The sequence below is a fragment of the Pseudomonas gessardii genome, assembly GCF_001983165.1.
In the GTDB taxonomy this organism is placed as follows: domain Bacteria; phylum Pseudomonadota; class Gammaproteobacteria; order Pseudomonadales; family Pseudomonadaceae; genus Aquipseudomonas; species Aquipseudomonas gessardii.
The window spans coordinates 1-18,882 of the sequence record NZ_MNPU01000018.1 but is presented as its reverse complement, the minus strand read 5'-3'; the positions used below and the strand labels follow the sequence as shown (position 1 = coordinate 18,882).

Annotated in this window: 16 protein-coding genes; 5 read left to right on the top strand and 11 right to left on the bottom strand. The window is 63.1% G+C overall.

Features of this window, described 5'->3' with window-relative positions; genetic code table 11:
• Positions 1-86: 86 nt before the first annotated feature.
• On the bottom strand, positions 87-1,145 hold the full coding sequence (locus BLL38_RS14310) for an HAD family hydrolase (protein WP_076963135.1): 1,059 nt from the start codon (positions 1,143-1,145) through the stop codon (positions 87-89).
• A gap of 242 nt (positions 1,146-1,387) precedes the next feature.
• Here BLL38_RS14310 and BLL38_RS14305 point away from each other — a divergent pair, with 242 nt between their 5' ends.
• Entirely contained in the window at positions 1,388-2,779 is a 1,392-nt protein-coding gene (locus BLL38_RS14305) for an L-cystine transporter (protein WP_076963134.1), read from the top strand.
• A 73-nt stretch (positions 2,780-2,852) separates the two neighbouring features.
• Here the strand turns inward: BLL38_RS14305 and BLL38_RS14300 are convergent, their stop codons facing one another.
• Complete coding sequence (locus tag BLL38_RS14300) at positions 2,853-3,365, bottom strand: dihydrofolate reductase (RefSeq protein WP_076963133.1); 513 nt, start codon at positions 3,363-3,365, stop codon at positions 2,853-2,855.
• 69 nt (positions 3,366-3,434) lie between these two features.
• Here BLL38_RS14300 and BLL38_RS14295 point away from each other — a divergent pair, with 69 nt between their 5' ends.
• Positions 3,435-4,814 (top strand): DUF2868 domain-containing protein, encoded by a 1,380-nt coding sequence (locus BLL38_RS14295; RefSeq protein ID WP_076963132.1) that lies wholly within the window; start codon positions 3,435-3,437, stop codon positions 4,812-4,814.
• Entirely contained in the window at positions 4,807-6,174 is a 1,368-nt protein-coding gene (locus BLL38_RS14290) for a DUF3482 domain-containing protein (protein ID WP_076963131.1), read from the top strand. Before BLL38_RS14295 ends, BLL38_RS14290 begins: the two co-directional genes overlap by 8 nt.
• Here BLL38_RS14290 and BLL38_RS14285 read toward each other — a convergent pair.
• The 7 genes from BLL38_RS14285 to BLL38_RS14255 form a co-directional block, all read right to left on the bottom strand.
• Positions 6,171-6,725 (bottom strand): phosphonate degradation HD-domain oxygenase, encoded by a 555-nt coding sequence (locus BLL38_RS14285; protein ID WP_076963130.1) that lies wholly within the window; start codon positions 6,723-6,725, stop codon positions 6,171-6,173. The two genes, BLL38_RS14290 and BLL38_RS14285, sit on opposite strands and share 4 nt — an antisense overlap.
• Positions 6,725-7,858 (bottom strand): TIGR03364 family FAD-dependent oxidoreductase, encoded by a 1,134-nt coding sequence (locus BLL38_RS14280; RefSeq protein ID WP_076963129.1) that lies wholly within the window; start codon positions 7,856-7,858, stop codon positions 6,725-6,727. Before BLL38_RS14280 ends, BLL38_RS14285 begins: the two co-directional genes overlap by 1 nt.
• A gap of 124 nt (positions 7,859-7,982) precedes the next feature.
• Positions 7,983-9,008 carry a putative 2-aminoethylphosphonate ABC transporter substrate-binding protein gene (locus tag BLL38_RS14275; RefSeq protein ID WP_076963128.1) on the bottom strand — a complete coding sequence of 342 codons (1,026 nt, stop codon included), beginning with the start codon at positions 9,006-9,008 and terminating at the stop codon, positions 7,983-7,985.
• A 26-nt stretch (positions 9,009-9,034) separates the two neighbouring features.
• Complete coding sequence (locus BLL38_RS14270) at positions 9,035-10,759, bottom strand: putative 2-aminoethylphosphonate ABC transporter permease subunit (RefSeq protein ID WP_076963127.1); 1,725 nt, start codon at positions 10,757-10,759, stop codon at positions 9,035-9,037.
• Between the two features lies 1 nt (position 10,760).
• The gene (locus tag BLL38_RS14265) at positions 10,761-11,825 is read right to left on the bottom strand and encodes a putative 2-aminoethylphosphonate ABC transporter ATP-binding protein (RefSeq protein ID WP_076963126.1); all 1,065 of its coding nucleotides are present in this window, start codon (positions 11,823-11,825) and stop codon (positions 10,761-10,763) included.
• A 237-nt stretch (positions 11,826-12,062) separates the two neighbouring features.
• Entirely contained in the window at positions 12,063-12,926 is an 864-nt protein-coding gene (locus tag BLL38_RS14260) for a LysR family transcriptional regulator (RefSeq protein ID WP_076963125.1), read from the bottom strand.
• A 16-nt stretch (positions 12,927-12,942) separates the two neighbouring features.
• Positions 12,943-15,261: a heavy metal translocating P-type ATPase gene (locus tag BLL38_RS14255; RefSeq protein WP_076963124.1), complete on the bottom strand. Its 2,319-nt coding sequence runs from the start codon at positions 15,259-15,261 to the stop codon at positions 12,943-12,945.
• 85 nt (positions 15,262-15,346) lie between these two features.
• On the opposite strand from BLL38_RS14255, the gene cadR reads away from it, so the two are divergent.
• Entirely contained in the window at positions 15,347-15,796 is a 450-nt protein-coding gene (gene cadR, locus BLL38_RS14250; protein WP_076963123.1) for a Cd(II)/Pb(II)-responsive transcriptional regulator, read from the top strand.
• Positions 15,797-15,926: 130 nt separating this feature from the next.
• Here cadR and BLL38_RS14245 read toward each other — a convergent pair whose 3' ends face one another.
• Together BLL38_RS14245 and lgt are read right to left on the bottom strand one after the other, a co-directional pair.
• Positions 15,927-16,898 (bottom strand): thymidylate synthase, encoded by a 972-nt coding sequence (locus BLL38_RS14245; RefSeq protein WP_076963122.1) that lies wholly within the window; start codon positions 16,896-16,898, stop codon positions 15,927-15,929.
• 51 nt (positions 16,899-16,949) lie between these two features.
• Positions 16,950-17,762, bottom strand: coding sequence for a prolipoprotein diacylglyceryl transferase (gene lgt, locus BLL38_RS14240; protein WP_032858860.1), 813 nt, complete (start codon positions 17,760-17,762; stop codon positions 16,950-16,952).
• 214 nt (positions 17,763-17,976) lie between these two features.
• On the opposite strand from lgt, the gene BLL38_RS14235 reads away from it, so the two are divergent.
• Positions 17,977-18,723 carry an NRDE family protein gene (locus BLL38_RS14235; protein WP_076963121.1) on the top strand — a complete coding sequence of 249 codons (747 nt, stop codon included), beginning with the start codon at positions 17,977-17,979 and terminating at the stop codon, positions 18,721-18,723.
• The last annotated feature ends 159 nt before the right edge of the window (positions 18,724-18,882 follow it).

The window sequence follows — 18,882 nt, the reverse complement described above, 5'->3', positions numbered from 1 at the left end:
GAGCTGGCTTGCCTGCGATGCAGACACCACGGTGTTCCTGATACACCGAAGTCGATGCCATCGCTGGCAAGCCAGCTCCTACAGGGTTACTGGATTTCGTCAGGCTTGACGATCACCCAGTTCTTATCCGCCGTCACCGGTAACCCTTCCTTGGCCTGGGCCGCAGCATGTTTGACGATCATGCCGTTAAGCTGGGTCATGTACTTGTCTTTGCGGTTGATCCACAGGTGGATGCCGCCCTTGGCCACGTCCACATCGTGGAACAGCATGTAGCCGTCGCTGGTGGGGGTGTCGCCGCCGACCAGGACCGGTTTTTTCCATTCGTCGATGTAGGTGAGGATCGCCGCGTGCTTGCCGGCCATCCAGGTTGCCGGGGTCCACAGGTAGGGGGTCAGTTCCAGACCCAGGTTGGCTTTTTCGTCGTATTTGCCGGCGCTGATCTGCTTGCGGGCGGTGGTCAGCTCGCCGGTCTGGCGGTCCTTGAGCAAGGTGGTGACGCCAATCACGTTCTGCGGCTTGACGTTGTAGCCGTACTTCGGATCCGAGGCGACCATGCGCACCAGCTCTTCAGAGGCCGCCGTCATCACATACACGTCGATGCCGTTTTCCATCAGCCTGTTGTACAACTCGGTCTGGCCGGTGAAGATTTTCGGCAGTTGCACCTCCATGTTCTTCACCACATCGCCTTCAAAATAGGTGACCGGCACCGGCTTGCCGCTCGCCATCAGCTCATCGACGTAGCCCTTGAGTTCCTTGAGGGTAAAGCCTGAAAACACCTGGGCGACCCACGGGTAGCAGACCATGTCGTCCACTTCGCACAGGCGATAGTAGTAACTGAACAGACTTTCCTTATGGTCGGCGGTGTCTTTAAAGGGCATAAGCTTGAGCGAAGGATCGAGACTGTCGCGGGTGATCAGGCCTTTGTTTTCCATATACGGCAGCAGCGATTCTTCGAGGTCGAAGCGGTAGCTGGTGTTGTCCATGTCGAACACCGCGTAATTGCCCTGGTTGGCGTTGGCAGCGATCATTGCATTCAGTTGCTTGGCGGCGGGTGCCGGCCAGTGTTTCAACTCGGTGGCGGCCATGACCTGGCTGGCAAGCCCCAGGCATAGCGCGGCGGCAAACAGTCTCGGCGCAAGCTTCATGTGCGTTTTCTCCCTGAGTGAAAGGCCACAACGCTAGCAAATCCTTATGACTGTTTCCGGCACCAGCACGACGGTCTGCGTCCTGATACCGCCACCCATTTATCTCTAGACGCCGAACCCTTATTCCAAAAACGACAGTAGTCATTCCATAACGGTATTAAATCAATATATTTCAAGCTGTTAGGCTTTCCGGTTCGCAGTCGCACGCTCAGGCGACTGGCAGCCATTTAATTGGAGCTTCAATGAATCTGCCGCTGATTCTCAATTTGCTGGTGTTCCTGGCGTTATTGCTGGGCCTGGCCCAAACCCGTCACACCCACTGGAGCCTGGCCAAAAAGGTCCTGCTCGCACTGGTACTCGGGGTGGTGTTTGGTGGAGTGCTACACACCATTTACGGTGCCGGCCACCCGGTGCTCAAGGCCTCGATCAGTTGGTTCGACCTGGTGGGCAATGGTTATGTGCAACTGTTGCAGATGATCGTGATCCCGCTGGTGTTCGCCTCGATCCTCAGCGCCGTGGCCCGCCTGCATAACGCCGCGTCCCTGGGCAAGATCAGCTTCCTGACCATCGGCACGCTGCTGTTCACCACCGCCATCGCGGCGCTGATCGGTATCGGCCTGACCAACCTGTTCGGCCTCACCGCCGAAGGCCTGGTGGCCGGCACCCAAGAACTGGCGCGCCTGCAGGTGATCCAGAGTGACTATGCGGGCAAGGTCGCCGACCTGAATATCCCGCAGTTGCTGCTGTCGTTCATCCCGCAGAACCCGTTTGCCGACCTGGCCCGGGCCAAGCCGACGTCGATTATCAGTGTGGTGATCTTCGCGGCGTTCCTGGGGGTTGCCGCGCTGCAACTGCTCAAGGATGACGTGGAAAAAGGCCAGAAAGTGCTGAACGCCATCGACACCCTGCAAGCCTGGGTGATGCGCCTGGTGCGCCTGGTGATGAAGCTGACCCCCTACGGCGTGCTGGCGCTGATGACCAAAGTGGTCGCCAGCTCCAACCTGCAAGACATCATCAAGCTCGGCAGCTTTGTGCTGGTGTCCTACCTGGCGCTGGGGCTGATGTTTGTAGTCCACGGCCTGCTGCTGTCGCTGGCCGGGATCAACCCGCTGCGTTTCTTCCGCAAGGTATGGCCGGTGCTGACCTTTGCCTTCACCAGCCGCTCCAGCGCGGCGAGCATCCCGTTGAGCATCGAGGCGCAGACCCGCCGCCTGGGCATCCCGCAGTCCATCGCCAGCTTCGCCGCCTCGTTCGGCGCGACGATTGGCCAGAACGGCTGCGCCGGCCTGTACCCGGCGATGCTGGCCGTGATGGTGGCGCCGACCGTGGGCATCAACCCGCTCGACCCGCTATGGATCGCTACCCTGGTGGCAATCGTGACCCTGAGTTCGGCCGGTGTAGCCGGTGTGGGCGGCGGTGCGACGTTTGCCGCGCTGATCGTGCTGCCGGCCATGGGCCTGCCGGTGGCGTTGGTGGCGCTGCTGATTTCCGTGGAGCCGCTGATCGACATGGGCCGTACGGCGTTGAACGTGAATGGTTCGATGACGGCGGGGGCGATTACCAGCCAGATCATGCAGCAGACCGATAAAGAACGGCTCAATGCCGATGAGCACGCTGAGTTGGCGCAGGCCTGATAGAGCGCTATCGCGGGCAATCCCGCTCCCACAGTTGAGTCACCATGTGGGAGCGGGCTTGCCCGCGATGCTTTTAGGCTTTTTCCCAGACTTCAAAGTTATAGGCCGGCTTGTCGCCTTCAGCCGGGTTCTGCACATTCGACACCAGCTTCCAATGGTTGGTATCAAACTCTGGAAACCACGCATCCCCTTGCGGGCTCAGCCCCACCCGCGTCAAATACAGGCGATCCGCCTGCTCCAGCCCCTGCGCATACAGCTGCGCGCCGCCGATCAACATCAGCTCGTCCACGCCCTGTTCCAGTGCCCAAGCCTCGGCGCGCGCAACGGCTGCATCGAGGGACGGAAAAACTTCCGCACCTTCGAGCACCAGATCGGTCTGACGGCTGACCACAATGTTCAAGCGACCCGGCAACGGTCGTCCCAGGGAATCCCAGGTCTTGCGCCCCATGATGATCGGCTTGCCCAGGGTGGTGGCCTTGAAATATTTGAAATCCGCCGGCAAATGCCAGGGCATGCTGTTGTCGACGCCGATCACGCGGTTTTCACCGAGGGCTGCGATCAGGCTTAAAGGGAGAGTTTTTTTCATGGCGACGAGAATACCAGAGGCGCGGGCCAGAGGTTATGCTCCAGGCTCACTGACACAACAGGACGGCGCGTGACTGCTCTGACTCCCCTGCACACACTCTGGCTGACGGAAACCGTGCGCCTGCGTGAAGAACACGCCGGCCCCCTGGAAGACCAGGAAGCCAATCGACTGGCCCGCAGCAACGGCGGCGACCTGCCGACGCGCATTCAAAACCGCGCGTTGTGGCTGGCCGAGCGTGACGGCCTGCGCGCCGCCCTGCTCCACTGGCTGCAAGGCGCACGCCTGGCGCTGATCGTGCTGATGGTGCTGGCCATCGTCAGCGGCGCTGGCCTGGCCTTCGCCGCCCTGGGCAACGGCCTGGCCCCGGTCAATGTGTTCTGGGCCCTGGGCAGCCTACTGGGCTTGAACCTGATCCTGCTGCTGAGCTGGGCCCTGGGCCTGTTGTTTGCCGGAGAACACAGCGCCAGCTTGGGCCGCCTGTGGTTGTGGCTCAGCGAAAAACTTGCCCGAGATGCCAAGGCCGCACAACTGGCGCCGGCGCTGTTGTTGCTGCTGCAACGCCAGAAGCTCAACCGCTGGGCGGTGGGCGTGCTGGTCAATGGCCTGTGGCTGCTGGCGCTGTGCAGCGCGCTGGTGATCCTGCTGATCTTGATGGCCACCCGGCGCTACGGGTTTGTCTGGGAAACCACCCTTCTCGGCGCCGACACCTTTGTCAGCGTGACTCAGGCCCTGGGCAGCCTGCCTGCGCTGCTGGGTTTTAGCGTACCGACCGTGGAGATGATCCGCGCCAGCGGCGACTCGGCGCTGACTCTCGAAAGCGCCCGCCAGGCCTGGGCTGCGTGGTTGGTGGGGGTGTTGCTGGTCTATGGCCTGCTGCCCCGGCTGATCCTCGCGGTGCTGTCCCTATGGCGCTGGAAGCGCGGGCGCGCTGCCTTGGCCCTGGACCTCAACCTGCCCGGCTACGCCCACTTGCGCGAAGCCTTGATGCCCAGCAGCGAACGCCTGGGCGTCAACGATGCCGCGCCTGAGCAGTTGCACCACGTCAGCGGCGGCGCCAGCGAACTGCACAGCGATGGCGCCCTGCTGGTGGCCATCGAACTGGACGACCAGCGCCCCTGGCCGCCCAAGTTGCCGGCCACGGTCAGGGACGCCGGCATCCTCGACAGCCGCGAATCGCGCCACACACTGCTGGAGCAACTGACCCGCTTCCCGCCCGCGCGCCTGCTGATCGCCTGTGACCCACGCCGCTCGCCGGATCGCGGCAGCCTGGCGCTGATCGGCGAACTGGCCCGCAGCGCCAGCGCTACCCGGGTCTGGCTGCTGCAAGCACCGCCCGGCCAGGCACTGGATGCCGAGCGCCTCGGCGATTGGCACACGGCCTTGCAGCAACTGGATCTCCCCTTCGCCGATTGCGCGCCGCTCACCTGGCTGGAGACGGGTCATGACTAAACCCCTGAAACTGGCGGTGGTCGGCCACACCAACGTCGGCAAGACCTCGCTGCTGCGCACCCTGACCCGGGACGTGGGCTTTGGCGAGGTGTCCCACCGCCCCAGCACCACCCGGCATGTCGAAGGCGCGCGCCTGTCAGTCGACGGCGAGGCCTTGCTGGAGCTGTACGACACGCCGGGCCTGGAAGATGCCATCGCCCTGCTCGACTACCTCGAACACCTGGACCGCCCCGGCGAACGCCTCGACGGCCCGGCCCGCCTCGCCCGTTTCCTCGAAGGCAGCGAAGCCCGCCAGCGCTTTGAACAGGAGGCCAAGGTGCTGCGCCAGTTATTGGCGTCCGACGCCGGCCTGTACGTGATCGATGCGCGGGAGCCGGTACTGGCCAAATACCGCGACGAGCTGCAAGTGCTGGCCAGTTGTGGCAAGCCGCTGCTGCCGGTGCTCAACTTTGTCAGCAGCAGCGACCACCGCGAGCCGGACTGGCGCGAAGCCCTGGCCCGCCTGGGCCTGCATGCGCTGGTGCGCTTTGACAGCGTGGCGCCCCCCGAAGATGGCGAGCGGCGGTTGTATGAAAGCCTGGCCCTGTTGCTGGAAAGCGCACGACCACAGCTGGAACGGCTGATCCTCGACCAGCAGGCCCAGCGCCAGGCGCGCCAGCAAAGCGCCGCACGCCTGATCGCCGAGCTGCTGATCGATTGCGCCGCGTGCCGGCGCAGCGTGGTCACCGAGGATGAACAGCAAGCCATCAGCGATCTGCGCAAGGCCGTGCGCCAGCGCGAACAACGTTGCGTCGAGGCCCTGCTCAAACTCTACGGCTTCCGCCCGCAAGACGCCGCCGCCAGCGACCTGCCGTTGCTGGACGGGCGTTGGGGCGATGACTTGTTCAACCCCGAAACCCTCAAGCAACTGGGGGTGCGGGTCGGCGGCGGGATTGCCGCGGGGGCCGCCGCCGGGGCGGGTGTGGACTTGCTGGTCGGCGGCCTGACCCTGGGCGCCGCCGCCCTGGCTGGGGCGATTGCCGGCGGCGCGCTGCAAACCGCACGCAGCTACGGCAGCCGTTTGCTGGGCAAGATCAAGGGCCAGCGCGAGCTGACCGTGGATGACAGCGTGTTGCGCCTGTTGGCCCTGCGCCAGCGCCAGTTGCTCAAGGCCCTGAACCTGCGCGGGCATGCGGCGCTGCACAGCATCAAGGTCGACACCCCACAAGACAAGAGCTGGCGCGAAGGCAAGCTGCCCGACGCCCTGCACAAGGCGCGCGCCCATCCGCAATGGTCGTCCCTCAACCCTCACCCAAGGTTGAGCCAGGCCGAGCGCCAGGAACAGATCCAAGCCCTGGCCCAGCGCCTGGACGAGGCCTAAGCCGCCAGCAAGTGCCGGGCCTTGGCCTTTAACACCTCAAGGTCGAGCAGCGGCACGTGCATTGCCTTGGCCTGTTCATCCCAGTGGCGCATGCGCAGGCTTAGCGCACACAGCGGGTCCTGCTCGAACGCACGGGCCTCGTCGGCCGTCATCACCCCGCCCTGGTAGCCCAGGGTGCGGCGGCTGGCCTCGCTCAAGCGTGCGTAATAGTCCGGCTGGCTGAAGGTCAGGTAGCGCTTGGCCTGTACGTGGTACTCCACCAGTTTCGCCAGGCGCTCGCTGAACCCGGCACGCCGCAAGTAATCGGCGCCCAGGCGTTCGTGGCTGACCACGCCGTAGCCGCCCATATTCGCGCCACCCTGGCCGCAAAGATGCCCGATATCATGGAAGAACGCCGCCAGCACCACTTCGTCGTCGAAGCCCTCGGCCATGGCCAGTTGCGCGGCCTGGGACATATGCTCGATCTGCGACACCGGCTCGCCAATGTAATCGGCGGCACCATGCTGTTCGTACAGGCCGAAGACTTCGGCGACTACCTGCTCAGCGTTCATCACGCCTCCCCCCACAGTTCAGTGATAGCGCGTTCGGCCAGCGCCGGCCCCACGCTCATGCCCACGCCAGTGTGCATCAAGGCCACGCTGACCCCCTCGGCGGCGCGCAGGAACGAAAACGGCGCCGGCCCACGGGCACCATAGACGCCTTGCCAGCGCTCCACGACTTGGATCGGGCAGCCCAGGGTCTGTTCTGCCAGTTCGATCATCCAGTTGTCCACCTGTTCGGCATTGAACGGCGATGGATCGCTGCCGTAATGGTGGGAATCGCCGATGATCAACTCGCCATGGGGCGTCGGGCTGATCAACAGGTGGATGCCATGCTCATGCAGGTGCGGCGTGTCGCGCAGGATCTGCGCCTGCACGGGGGCCGCTTCCGGCAAGTCGGCAAAGGCGCCGTAGTGTACGCAACTCAGGCCGGTCAGCAGCGCGTGTTGCAGGTTCAAGTCGACCTTGGGCCGGGCACGGAGCATTTGCAGTTGGCAGATTTGCGGCTGGAGTTCGGCGATCTGCTCGGCCAGCAGGGTCTGGTAGTCGTGGCCGGAGCACACGATGATCTGCTTGCCACGAAAGCTGCCAGCGGTGCTGTGCAATTGGCCGGGCTCGATATCACGTACCAGGGTGGAGAAGTGGAACTCCACCTTGAGTTCGCGGTGCAGGTAGTTGATCAGTGCGGGGAGTGCTTGGCGTGAATACAGTTGCTGATCGTCCAGGCCATGCAGCGCGGCGCGATGATGGCGAAACTGGCCGCCATACAGATCATGCAGCGCGGCGCCTTGCAATAGGTTGACGCGGTAGCCGTATTCCTCGGCGCGACCGGCGCAAAACGCTTGCAGCAGGTGTTCTTCGGCTTCGGTGCGGGCAAACAGGTAGGAGCCATTGCGCTTGAGTTGCAGGTTTGCCAGTTGTGCCCATTGGCCCCAGATCTCACGGCTTTGCCGGGCCAGGTCGAGCATCTGCCCGGGCGGTTGGCCGGTGACCAGGGCCTGGCCGAAGTTACGCACCGAGGCGCCCAGGGGCGTGGCGGTGCGCTCGAACACCTTGACCCTGAGGCCGCGTTTGGCGGCGGCGTAGGCGTGGGACAGGCCGAGGATGCCGGCGCCGATGATCAGCAGGTCGCTGTGGTGTGTCATTTAAGTGATGTCCTGAATTTGAGGCCGCTATCGCCGGCAAGCCAGCTCCCACATTTGAATGTATTCACAGATCAACATGTGGGCGCTGGCTTGCCGGCGATGAGGCCATCAGCCCCAACGAATATTATTGACCTGCCACTTTCTCCGACTTGCCGTCATAGCGCTTGCGCCACTCAGCCAGGATGCTGTCGCGGTTCTTCGAGGCCCAGGCAAAGTCGTTTTTGATCAGGCGCTGCTCATAGTCCGCCGGCAATTCGGTCTGCGGCTTGGCAATGCCCGGCTGGGCCAGCACCGCGAAATTCTCCTTGTACAACTCCATCGCGGCGGGGCTGGCAGAGAAGTCGGCGAGTTTCTGCGCCGCGTCCTGGTGCGCCGTGCCCTTGATCAGCGCCGTGGCTTCGATATCCCAGCCCAGGCCTTCCTTGGGCAATACGATATCCAGTGGCGCGCCCTGGCGCTTCAACTGCACCGCCGGGTATTCAAAGGAGATACCGATCGGGAACTCCCCGGACGCCGCCAACTTGCACGGCTTGGAACCGGAGTGCACGTACTGGCCGATGTTCTGGTGCAGGTCATCCATGTACTGCCAGCCCTGCTTCTCGCCGAAGGTCTGCAACCAGGCGCTGACGTCAAGAAAGCCGGTGCCGGATGACGCCGGGTTCGGCATGACGATCTTGCCCTTGTACTCGGGCTTGGTCAGGTCCTGCCAACTGATCGGCTTGCTCAGGCCCTGTTTCTCGGCTTCGACGGTGTTGAAGCAGATGGTCGCGGCCCACACGTCCATGCCGACCCAGGCCGGTGGATTGGCGGCGTCGCGGTAGTTCTTGCCGATCTTGTCCAGATCCTTGGGCGCGTAGCTTTGCAGCATGCCCTGCTGATCGAGGATCGCCAGGCTGGACGCCGCCAGGCCCCACACGGCATCGGCTTGCGGGCGGGCTTTTTCCGCCAGCAGCTTGGCCGTGATGATCCCGGTGGAATCGCGCACCCACTTGATCTCGACGTCCGGGTTGGCCGCCTCGAAGGCTTTTTTGTAGGTCTTCAACTGCTCGGCCTCAAGGGCCGTGTACACGGTCAACTCGGTCTTGGCAGCAAAGGCATTGAGGCTGAACGCGGTAAGCACAGCAGCGGCGAGGGCCAGGGGCTTGAACATGGTGCGTGTCCTTGTGTGGGGCAGAGTTATTGACCAGGCGCGGTTTGGCGCCAGGCCTGGGAGCGGCGCAACAAGCCGCGTGAGGCCCACGCCAGCAGCAGCGAGACGCCGGCTGACGTGAACAGAATCAGGGTCGACATGGCCGCCGCGCCGCCCACGTTGCCGGCATCGTCCATATTCAGCACTGCCACCGCCGCCAGGATGGTGTCGGGGCTGTAGAGGAAGATCGCGGCCGATACGGTGGTCATCGCCGAGACAAATAGGTAGCGCAGGATATCCAACAGCGCCGGCAGGCAGATCGGCACCGTCACCCGCAAAAAGTGGCGGTACAGCGGCGCCTTGAGCGACAGCGCGGCGGCCTCGAACTCGGCGTCGAGTTGGCGCAGGGCGGTGGTGGCGGTCATCTGCGCAGTGGTCAAGTAGTGCGCAATGGTGCACACCACCAGCAGTGTCATGGTGCCGTAGAGCACATGCAGCGGGTTGCCGTTGAGGTTGAAAAAGAACACGTAGCCCAGGCCCAGCACCAGGCCCGGCACCGCCATCGGCACAAAGCTGAGCATGCGCAGCGCCAGGTTCAAGCCCTTCTGCCCCTTGGTCTTTTCCATCAGGTAAGCGCCGGTAAAGATCAGCACGCTGCCGATCAGGGCGGTGCAGATCGCCATGGTCAGGCTGTTGCGATAGGCCAGCCAGCCGCCGCCGGCGGTGTCGTCGAACTGATAGTGGTTGAGCGACAGCGACAGGTTGTACGGCCAGAACTTCACCAGCGACGAATACACCGCCATGCCGAACACCAACAGCAACACCGCGCAGATCAGCAGCACAATCGCCAGGTAGCAGCCATCCCGCAGGCGCGATGGCGCCGGCTGGAACACCTGGGCGCGGCCGCTCATGGCATCGCCATGGCGCCGGCGCAGCCAGGTATCCACCGCAAAACTGAGCAGCGCCGGCAGCAGCAACACCATGCCGATCAAGGCCCCGCGACCGAACTGCTGCTGGCCGACCACGGCCTTGTAGGCTTCCAGCGCCAGCACTTGATAGTCACCGCCCACCACCACCGGCACGCCGAAGTCGGTGATGGTCAGGGTGAACACCAGGCAGAACGCGGCGAACACGGCCTGGCGCGTCGCCGGCCAAGTGATGCTGCGAAACGCCCGGGCCGGGCTGGCGCCCATGCTCGACGCCGCGTCGAACAGCCGCGCATCCGCCAGGGACAGCGCCGACAGCAGGATCATCAGCGCATGGGGAAAGGTGTAGATCACTTCACCGAGGACAATCCCCCAGAAGCCATAGATGTTGTCGGACAGCAGGCCGCGCAACAGACCCTGGTTGCCGAACAGGTACACCAGGGCGATGCCCGGCAGCATCGACGGCGCCATCAGCGGCAGCAACGACAGGCCGCGCCAGAGGGGCTTGCCAGGGATCAGCGTGCGTTGCAGGGCGTAGGCAAACAGGTAGGCCAGGGGTACGACAATGATCGCAACGCTCAGGGAAACCTTCAGGCTATTGCCCAGCAGCCAGTGGAAGTTGGCGCTGGTCAGCAACTCACGCGCCGCCACCAGCCCGCCGCCCTGGCCGTCTTCGGCGCTGAAGCCGCGCCAGAAGATCGCCAGCAACGGCAGCAATACGGCGATGCCCAACAGGCACAGCAGCAGCAACTTGCCGCCCAGGACAAAAATACGGTCGCCGATTTGCGCACGGGAAACCTGACGGGCCACGCGGCCGGGTATCGGCAAGGTCATATCCGCGGCCATCTCAGGCAAACACCTGCAGGCTGCGCGGCGGCAGTGCCACCCAGATATCCTGGGCGCCCAGGCGCGGCATGGCTTCCGGCGCCAGTTCGGCCAGCAGCGGGTGGCCGGGCAACTGGTTCAGCTCAAAACTCATGCGGCAACGGTTGCCGAGGAAGGTGATCTCGCGGACCTTGGCCGGGAACAGGTTTTCCTCGTGCGCCGGCGGGTTGATGCTGATCGCTTCCGGGCGGCAGAACAGGCGGCCCGACGCCGCTTTACCACTGTCTTCGGCCAGGCGTACGTTCATCCCGCCGACCTGGGCGTGGCTGGCACTGTTGCGGCTGAACGGCAGCCAGTTGCCCTGGCCGACAAATTCGGCCACGAACGGTGTGGCCGGGCGGTCGTAGATTTCTTGCGGGGTGGCGTACTGCTCGACCTTGCCGTTGTTCATCACGGCGATGCGGTCGGCCATCAGCATGGCCTCGTCCTGGTTGTGGGTGACCATCAGGGTGGTGATGCCCAGGCGGCGTTGCAGTTGGCGCAGTTCGGTACACAGGTGCTCGCGCACCCGGGCATCGAGGGCTGACATCGGTTCGTCCAGCAGCAACAGCGACGGGGCCGGCGCCAGGGCACGGGCCAGGGCGACCCGTTGCTGCTGGCCGCCGGACAGTTGGCCGGGGTATTTCTTTTCGCTGCCGCTCAGACCCACCAGCTCCAGCATTTGCGCCACGCGCTTGCGCACTTCATCGCGGCCGCTGCCGCTCAGGCCGTAGCCGATATTGGCCTCGACGTTGAGGTTGGGAAACAGCGCGTAGGACTGGAACAGAATGCCGTAGTCCCGCGCCTGGGGCGCCAGTAGGGAAACATCGCGATCCCCCAGGTACAACTCGCCGCTGTCCTGGCGTTCCAGGCCGGCGATGCAGCGCAGCAAGGTGGTCTTGCCACAACCCGAGGGGCCGAGCAGGCACACCAGTTCACCGGCGGCGACGTCCAGGGACACATGGTCCAGGGCAGTAAAGGCGCCAAAGCGCTTCTGAATACCACGCACCTTCATCGGCGCGCCGGGGTTGAGCTGGGCTGTGTGCATGATGGCACCTCATCGAACGGATGAAGGCCATGCTAGGGAGCAAATGCGTCCCTGGTGTGGCAGGAAGGCAAAAGTGGGTGATAGTGGTATTGGTGGATTTGGGTAGGGGTATAGCCTTGGGGTGTTTGGTCTACCGCTATCGCAGGCAAGCCAGCTCCCACATTTGGAGCTGTGAATACCTTCAAGTGTGGGAGCTGGCTTGCCGGCGATGGCGATTTCAAAACCACCCAAAATCTTTCAGAGTGGCGACATTTCCTGCGCCAACCCCAGAAATGCCGCCGGCAACCGCGCACCTTTGCGCTCCTTGAGGCAGTACAGGTACTCAGGAATCTGCGGCGCGTTCTCGATGGTCAGCACCCGCAGCTGCGGGTCATGGGGCACTTCCTGGCGGGCGATGATGCTGATGCCGATATTGCGCAGCACCGCCTCGCGAATCGATTCGCGGCTGCCGATTTCCAGCAGCGGCCCATAACGCACACCGCTGCCCTTAAGCATCTCTTCGGTCAGGCGCCGGGTGGTGGACCCTGCCTCGCGCATCAACAGGGTATGCCCCGCCAGTGCACTGAGCGGCACATGTTCCAGCACGGCCAACGGGTGATTGCGATGCACTGCCAGCACCAGCGGGTCGCTGCCCAGCACCCGGCGGATCAGGCGCGGGTCTTCCAGCAGCTGCGAGGAGGCGGCGACGTCCACCCGGTAATCATCCAGAGCTTCGAGGACCTGCTGGGAGTTGCCGATTTCCACCGCCACCTCGACGTGCGGCAGGCGTTCGCGGAAGGTTTTTACCAGGTCGAGGATGTAATACGGCGCAGTCGCGGCGATCCGCAACGTGCCCTGGAGCTGGCCACTGTTGCGCAGGAAAAACTCAATATCCGCTTCCTGTTGCAACAACGCCTTGACCATCGGCAGCAGCCGCGCCCCTTCGTCGCTGACGGTGAGGCGGCGGCCACCGCGATAGAACAGCTCAACTGCGTACTGGCTTTCCAGATGGCGGATCTGGGTGGTCACCGTGGGTTGGCTCAGGCCGAGCTTTTTCGCCGCCTGGGTAATGCTGCCCAGGCGGGCGACCATGTAAAACGCCTTCAGCTCGGCACTCAGCACACCACCCTCTCATCGACTATTTGCGCAACAGGCGCAGACCATTGAACACCACCAGCAAGCTCACGCCCATATCGGCAAACACCGCCATCCACATGGTGGCCATGCCCATGAAGGTGACGACCAGGAAGATCGCCTTGATCACCAACGCCAGGCCGATGTTTTGCTTGAGGATACTCGACGTTTGACGCGACAAGCGTATGAATGCCGGAATCTTGCGCAAATCATCGTCCATCAGCGCCACGTCGGCGGTCTCGATGGCCGTGTCGGTGCCCGCGGCGGCCATGGCAAAACCAATCTCGGCGCGGGCCAGGGCCGGGGCGTCGTTGATGCCGTCGCCGACCATGCCGACCCGGTGGTTTTTCCCGTACAGGTCCTCGATAGCCTTGAGCTTGTCGGTGGGCAACAGATCGCCCTGGGCCTCGTCGATGCCCACTTGGGCAGCAATCGCCCGGGCGGTGTGAACGTTGTCGCCGGTGAGCATCAGGGTCTTGATGCCCAGGTCGTGCAACTGCTGGATGGCTTCGCGGCTGCTGTCCTTGACCGTATCGGCCACGGCAAACAGCGCCATTGGGCCGGATTTGTCGAGCAGCAACACCACGGACTTGCCTTGTTTTTCCAGGGCGAAGAGTTTTTCTTCAAGGGCCGGCGAGCACAGGCCCAGCTCCTCCACCAGGCGGTGGTTGCCCAAGTGGTAGACCTCACCGTTGATCTCGCCGCGTACCCCGCGCCCAGCCAGGGCCTCGAAGTTATCCACAACCCGCAGCGGCAGGTTTTTATCCACCGCAGCATTGGCGATCGCCAGCGACACCGGGTGGTCGGAACGCGCGGCCAGGCTGGCGGCCAAGGCCGGTGCGTGGTCTTCTACGTTGGGGAACAACGCCAGGTAGTCGGTTTGCACCGGCTTGCCATGGGTGATAGTGCCGGTCTTGTCCAGGGCCAGGTAGTCCAGCTTGTAGCCGGCCTCCAGGTACACGCCGCCCTTGATCAGGATACCTTTGCGCGCGGCAGCCGCCAGGCCGCTGACGATGGTGACCGGGGTGGAAATCACCAGGGCACAAGGGCAGGCGACCACCAACAGCACCAGGGCACGATAGATCCAGTCGAACCACACGCCCCCCATGAACAGCGGCGGGATCACGGCCACGGCCAGGGCAAACAGGAATATCACCGGGGTATAGATTTTCGAGAAGCTGTCCACAAAGCGCTGGGTCGGTGCCCGCGAGCCCTGGGCCTGTTCCACGGCATGGATGATGCGCGCCAGGGTGGAGTTGTTGGCGGCAGCGGTCACCCGGTATTCCAGGGAACCGGCCTGGTTGATGGTGCCGGCGAAGACTTTATCGCCCACGGTTTTCTCGATCGGCAGGCTTTCGCCGGTGATTGGCGCCTGGTCGATGGTGGACTGGCCGGCGCTGACTTCGCCGTCCAGGCCAATACGCTCGCCGGGGCGTACCCGCACGATCGCACCCAACTCAATGTTCTTGACCTCCTGTTCGACCCAGCTACCGTCAGCCTGGCGCACCGTGGCCCGTTCCGGGGTCATCTGCATCAAGCCACTGATGGCATTGCGCGCACGGTCCAGGGACTTGGCCTCGATCAACTCGGCCACGGTAAACAGGAACATCACCATCGCCGCTTCCGGCCACTGGCCGATCAGGATCGCACCGGTCACGGCGATGCTCATCAGCGCGTTGATGTTCAGGTTGAGGTTTTTCAGGGCAATCCAGCCCTTTTTGTAGGTGGTGAGGCCGCCACTGAGGATCGACACCAGCGCCACCAGCGCCACCACCCAGGTCGGGGCCGCGTCGGTGAAATGGATCACCTCCGCCGCCAGGGCGCAAAAGCCAGACAGGGCCAGCGGCCACCAATGCTTCTTGGCCGGTGGTGCGGCGGCCGGCACGCCCTCTTCGATCGGATCGGCCTGCATGCCCAGGGACTTGATGGCCTCGACGATCGGTGCGGTGCTCGGCAGGTCGTGGGTGACACCGAGGATGCGGTTGATCAGGTTGAATTCCAGTTGCTGCACACCGGCCATCTTGCCCAGTTTGTTCTGGATCAGCGTCTGCTCGGTGGGGCAGTCCATGGCTTCGATGCGGAAAGTGCTCAGGCGCGCGTTGGCGCTGGTGGCTTGCGTCAACGTCACCAACGACGGGGCCGCCGCGCCGGAGCAGCAGGAATCGCCGCCGTGATCATGCTTTTTCACAGGCGCAAGCTTTTGCGCGTGATCATGGTGGCTATGATCATGGCTGTGGTCGTGATGGCTATGGTCATGATCATGACCGTGGTCGTGATCGTGGCTGTGGTCGTGCTTGTGTGGGGTGCGCAGGGAATCGCTCATTGTGTCGCGTCCATAGAGGTGCCTGTTGCCAAGTAAAGACCCTGTAGCCACTATAGGGTCAAGCCCCCTTTTGGAGATTGCTGCGATGAAGATCGGTGAACTGGCAAAACTGACCGAATGCCCGGTGGAAACCATCCGTTATTACGAGAAGGAAGGCCTGCTGCCGCCGCCGGCTCGCAGCGAGGGCAACTACCGCCTGTACACCCAGGCCCACACCGAGCGCCTGACGTTTATCCGCAACTGCCGCAGCCTGGACATGACCCTGGAAGAGATCCGCAGCCTGCTGGGCCTGCGCGACAGCCCCCAGGACCAGTGCGAAAGCGTCAATGCACTGATCGACGAGCATATCCATCACGTCAAGGCGCGGATTGATGGGTTGTTGGCCTTGCAGAAGCAATTGCTCGACCTGCGCCAGCGTTGTGGCGAAGGGCCGGAGATTGAGCAGTGCGGGATCTTGCAGCGCCTGGAGGTCAGTGGGAGTGTGGCGGCCAGTGAGGCGGAGCATTCCCATGTGGGCAGAAGCCACGGCCACTAACTCATGTGAACACCAACTAAATGTGGGAGCGGGCTTGCTCGCGATAGCGGTGGGCCAGTCGATTAAGATGTCGACTGATACCCCGCTATCGCGAGCAAGCCCGCTCCCACATTTTTTGACCGCGTTTAGATCAGACCGCCATCGGCGCCGTCATCGGCGCATGGTGCTCATAGCCTTCCAGCGAGAAATCGCCCGGCTCGATCAGCTCCAGCCACTCCGGCTGGTACACCCCGGTCTTGGCAAACTCCGGCACGCGCTCGCTGATCACCAGTTTCGGCGCGGCGAATGGCTCGCGCTTGAGCTGTTCGTTGAGCATGTCCAGGTGGTTTTCGTAGACGTGGGCATCACCAATGAAATAGGTGAACCAGCGCGGCGTGTAGCCGGTCAGGCGCCCGATCAGGCTCAGCAGCGCGGCGCCTTCGGTGAGGTTGAACGGCGTGCCCAGGCCCAGGTCGTTGGAACGGATGTAGAGGGTCAGGGAGATTTCCTTGGTCTGCACATTCGGGTGGAACTGGTACAGCAGGTGGCACGGCGGCAAGGCCATTTCATCGAGCTGGGCGCAGTTCCAGCCGTGGAACAGGATGCGCCGGCTGCCCGGATCCTTGATGATGGTGTCGACACACTGGCGGATCTGGTCGATGGCCTTGTACAGCACCACGTAGGCCTGGCCGTCTTCCTCACCTTCGGCGATCTGGCGATAGCCCTGGGCCAGGGTCTGCTCGATGGCCGCCTGGTTGCTCAGCGGGATCTGCTTGTACGCCGGCCATTTGCGCCATTGCACGCCGTAGATCTCGCCCAGGTCGTCCTCGCCCTGGCGGAACGGGTTGGCCAGCCACTGCGCGTTTTCGTTGGCATTCTGGTCCCAGACCTTGCAGCCCAGGGCGCGGAATTCGGCGGCGTTATTCACCCCACGCAAAAAGCCACACATCTCGCCAATCGCCGATTTGAAGGCCATTTTGCGGGTGGTGATGGCCGGGAAACCTTCCTGCAGGTCAAAACGCAACATCGCACCGGGGAAGCTGATGGTGTTCACGCCCGTGCGGTTGGCCTGCTTGGTGCCGTTGTTGATGACGTGGGAAACCAGCTCGAGATATTGCTTCATGACATTACCTGTATCGGTGAAGCCGAGGCCCCAAGGCCCCGGCGTTCAAATTTATAGCGCGGTGTTCTTGATCGCCTGCGGACGGTTGTAAGCCCACCAGAGCATGCCCAGGCCGGCGAGAATCATCGGAATGCTCAGCACCTGCCCCATGGTCAGCCAGCCAAAGGCCAGGTAACCCAGTTGCGCATCCGGCACCCGCACGAACTCGACGATAAAGCGGAAGATCCCGTAGAACAGGGCGAACATCCCCGAAACCGCCATGGTGGGGCGCGGTTTACGCGAGAAGATATAGAGAATCAGGAACAGCGCCACGCCTTCGAGGGCGAACTGGTACAACTGCGACGGATGGCGCGGCAGTTGCGCCGGGTCGCTGAACGGCGGGAACACCATGGCCCACGGCACGTCGGTCGGCTTGCCCCACAATTCGGCGTTGATAAAGTTGCCGATACGCCCGGCCCCCAGGCCAATCGGCACCATCGGTGCGACGAAGTCCATCAACTGGAAGAATGACTTGCCATTGCGCCGGCCAAACCACCAGGCCGCGAGCATCACGCCGATAAAGCCGCCATGGAACGCCATGCCGCCCTTCCACACCTCGAAGATCAGGGTCGGGTTGGCCAGGTACGCGCTCAGGTCGTAGAACAGCACGTAGCCCAGGCGCCCGCCGACGATCACGCCCATCGACATCCAGAACACCATGTCGGAGAGCTTCTCCTTGGTCCAGGTCGGGTCGAAGCGGTTCAGGCGTCGGGAAGCCAACAGCCAGGCGCCGCCGATGCCGATCAGGTACATCAACCCGTACCAGTGGATTTTCAGCGGACCGATGGCCAGGGCCACCGGGTCGATCTGCGGGTAAGGCAGCATTGCGACTCCTCGTTAAATCATTGGTTATTGCGCACGGACCATGCCGGTGGGCGATTAAGCCTGCGTTACAGCAGTTCGATCAAATGAAGAAGTACGCCCCCCACGCCAAGCAGCCTGGCATGTTAACGGATGGGAGGCCTGTGGCCCAACTTCGATACGATGGATAGCCGGCGGTTCTATGGGTAGAGTGGGCAAAACACAAAGGGATCGCCTTATGTGCCTGATTGTTTTCGCCTGGCGGCCGGGCCATGCCCAGCCGCTGATCGTCGCGGCCAACCGTGACGAATTCTACGCCCGGCCCAGCCTGCCCCTGGCCCAGTGGCTGGATGCACCGCAGGTGTATGCCGGCCGCGACCAGGAAGCCGGAGGCACCTGGCTGGGGATCGGCGCCGACGGACGGTTTGCCGCGCTGACCAATATCCGTGACCCGCACCAGCCACCGGCGCGCAAGTCCCGGGGCGAGTTGGTGGCACGCTTTCTCAACGGTTCGCTGCCGGTTAGCGACTATTTAGCCGATGTTAACGGCAGATCCATTGAATATGCCGGCTTCAACCTGCTGATTGGCACGCCTCAAGAGCTATGGCACTACAACGCCCATGAGTCGACGCCTACCCAACTGACGGCCGGGATCTATGGCTTATCCAATGCCGGGCTGGACACGCCATGGCCGAAACTGCTCAAGGCCAAGGCGGCACTGGCCCACGTGCTGGATGATCCGCAACCGGAAGCCTTGCTGGGTATTTTGAACGACCCGCAGACCGCGCCCTTTGCCGAACTGCCGGATACCGGGGTGGGGTTGGCCACGGAGAGTTTATTGTCGAGTGTGTTTATCGCCAGCCCCAGTTACGGGACGCGGGCGAGTACCGCGCTGATTGTGCATGCCGATGGCATGCGGCATATGGTCGAGCGCAGTTTTGGGCCTCATGGTGGGCGGCTGGGTGAGGTGGAACTGAGGATTTAACAGCGCCGCAGGTCAACGGTGGGAGCGGGCTTGCCCTAATGCCAGTCAGTTAAGAAATTGACTTCTCCGCCAAGCAATAATAGAAACGGGCTCTGTTTTTATGAGTTCGTTTCATGCCCCTCCAAAACGATCTTCAAGAAGTTACCAAGCTCAATCCAA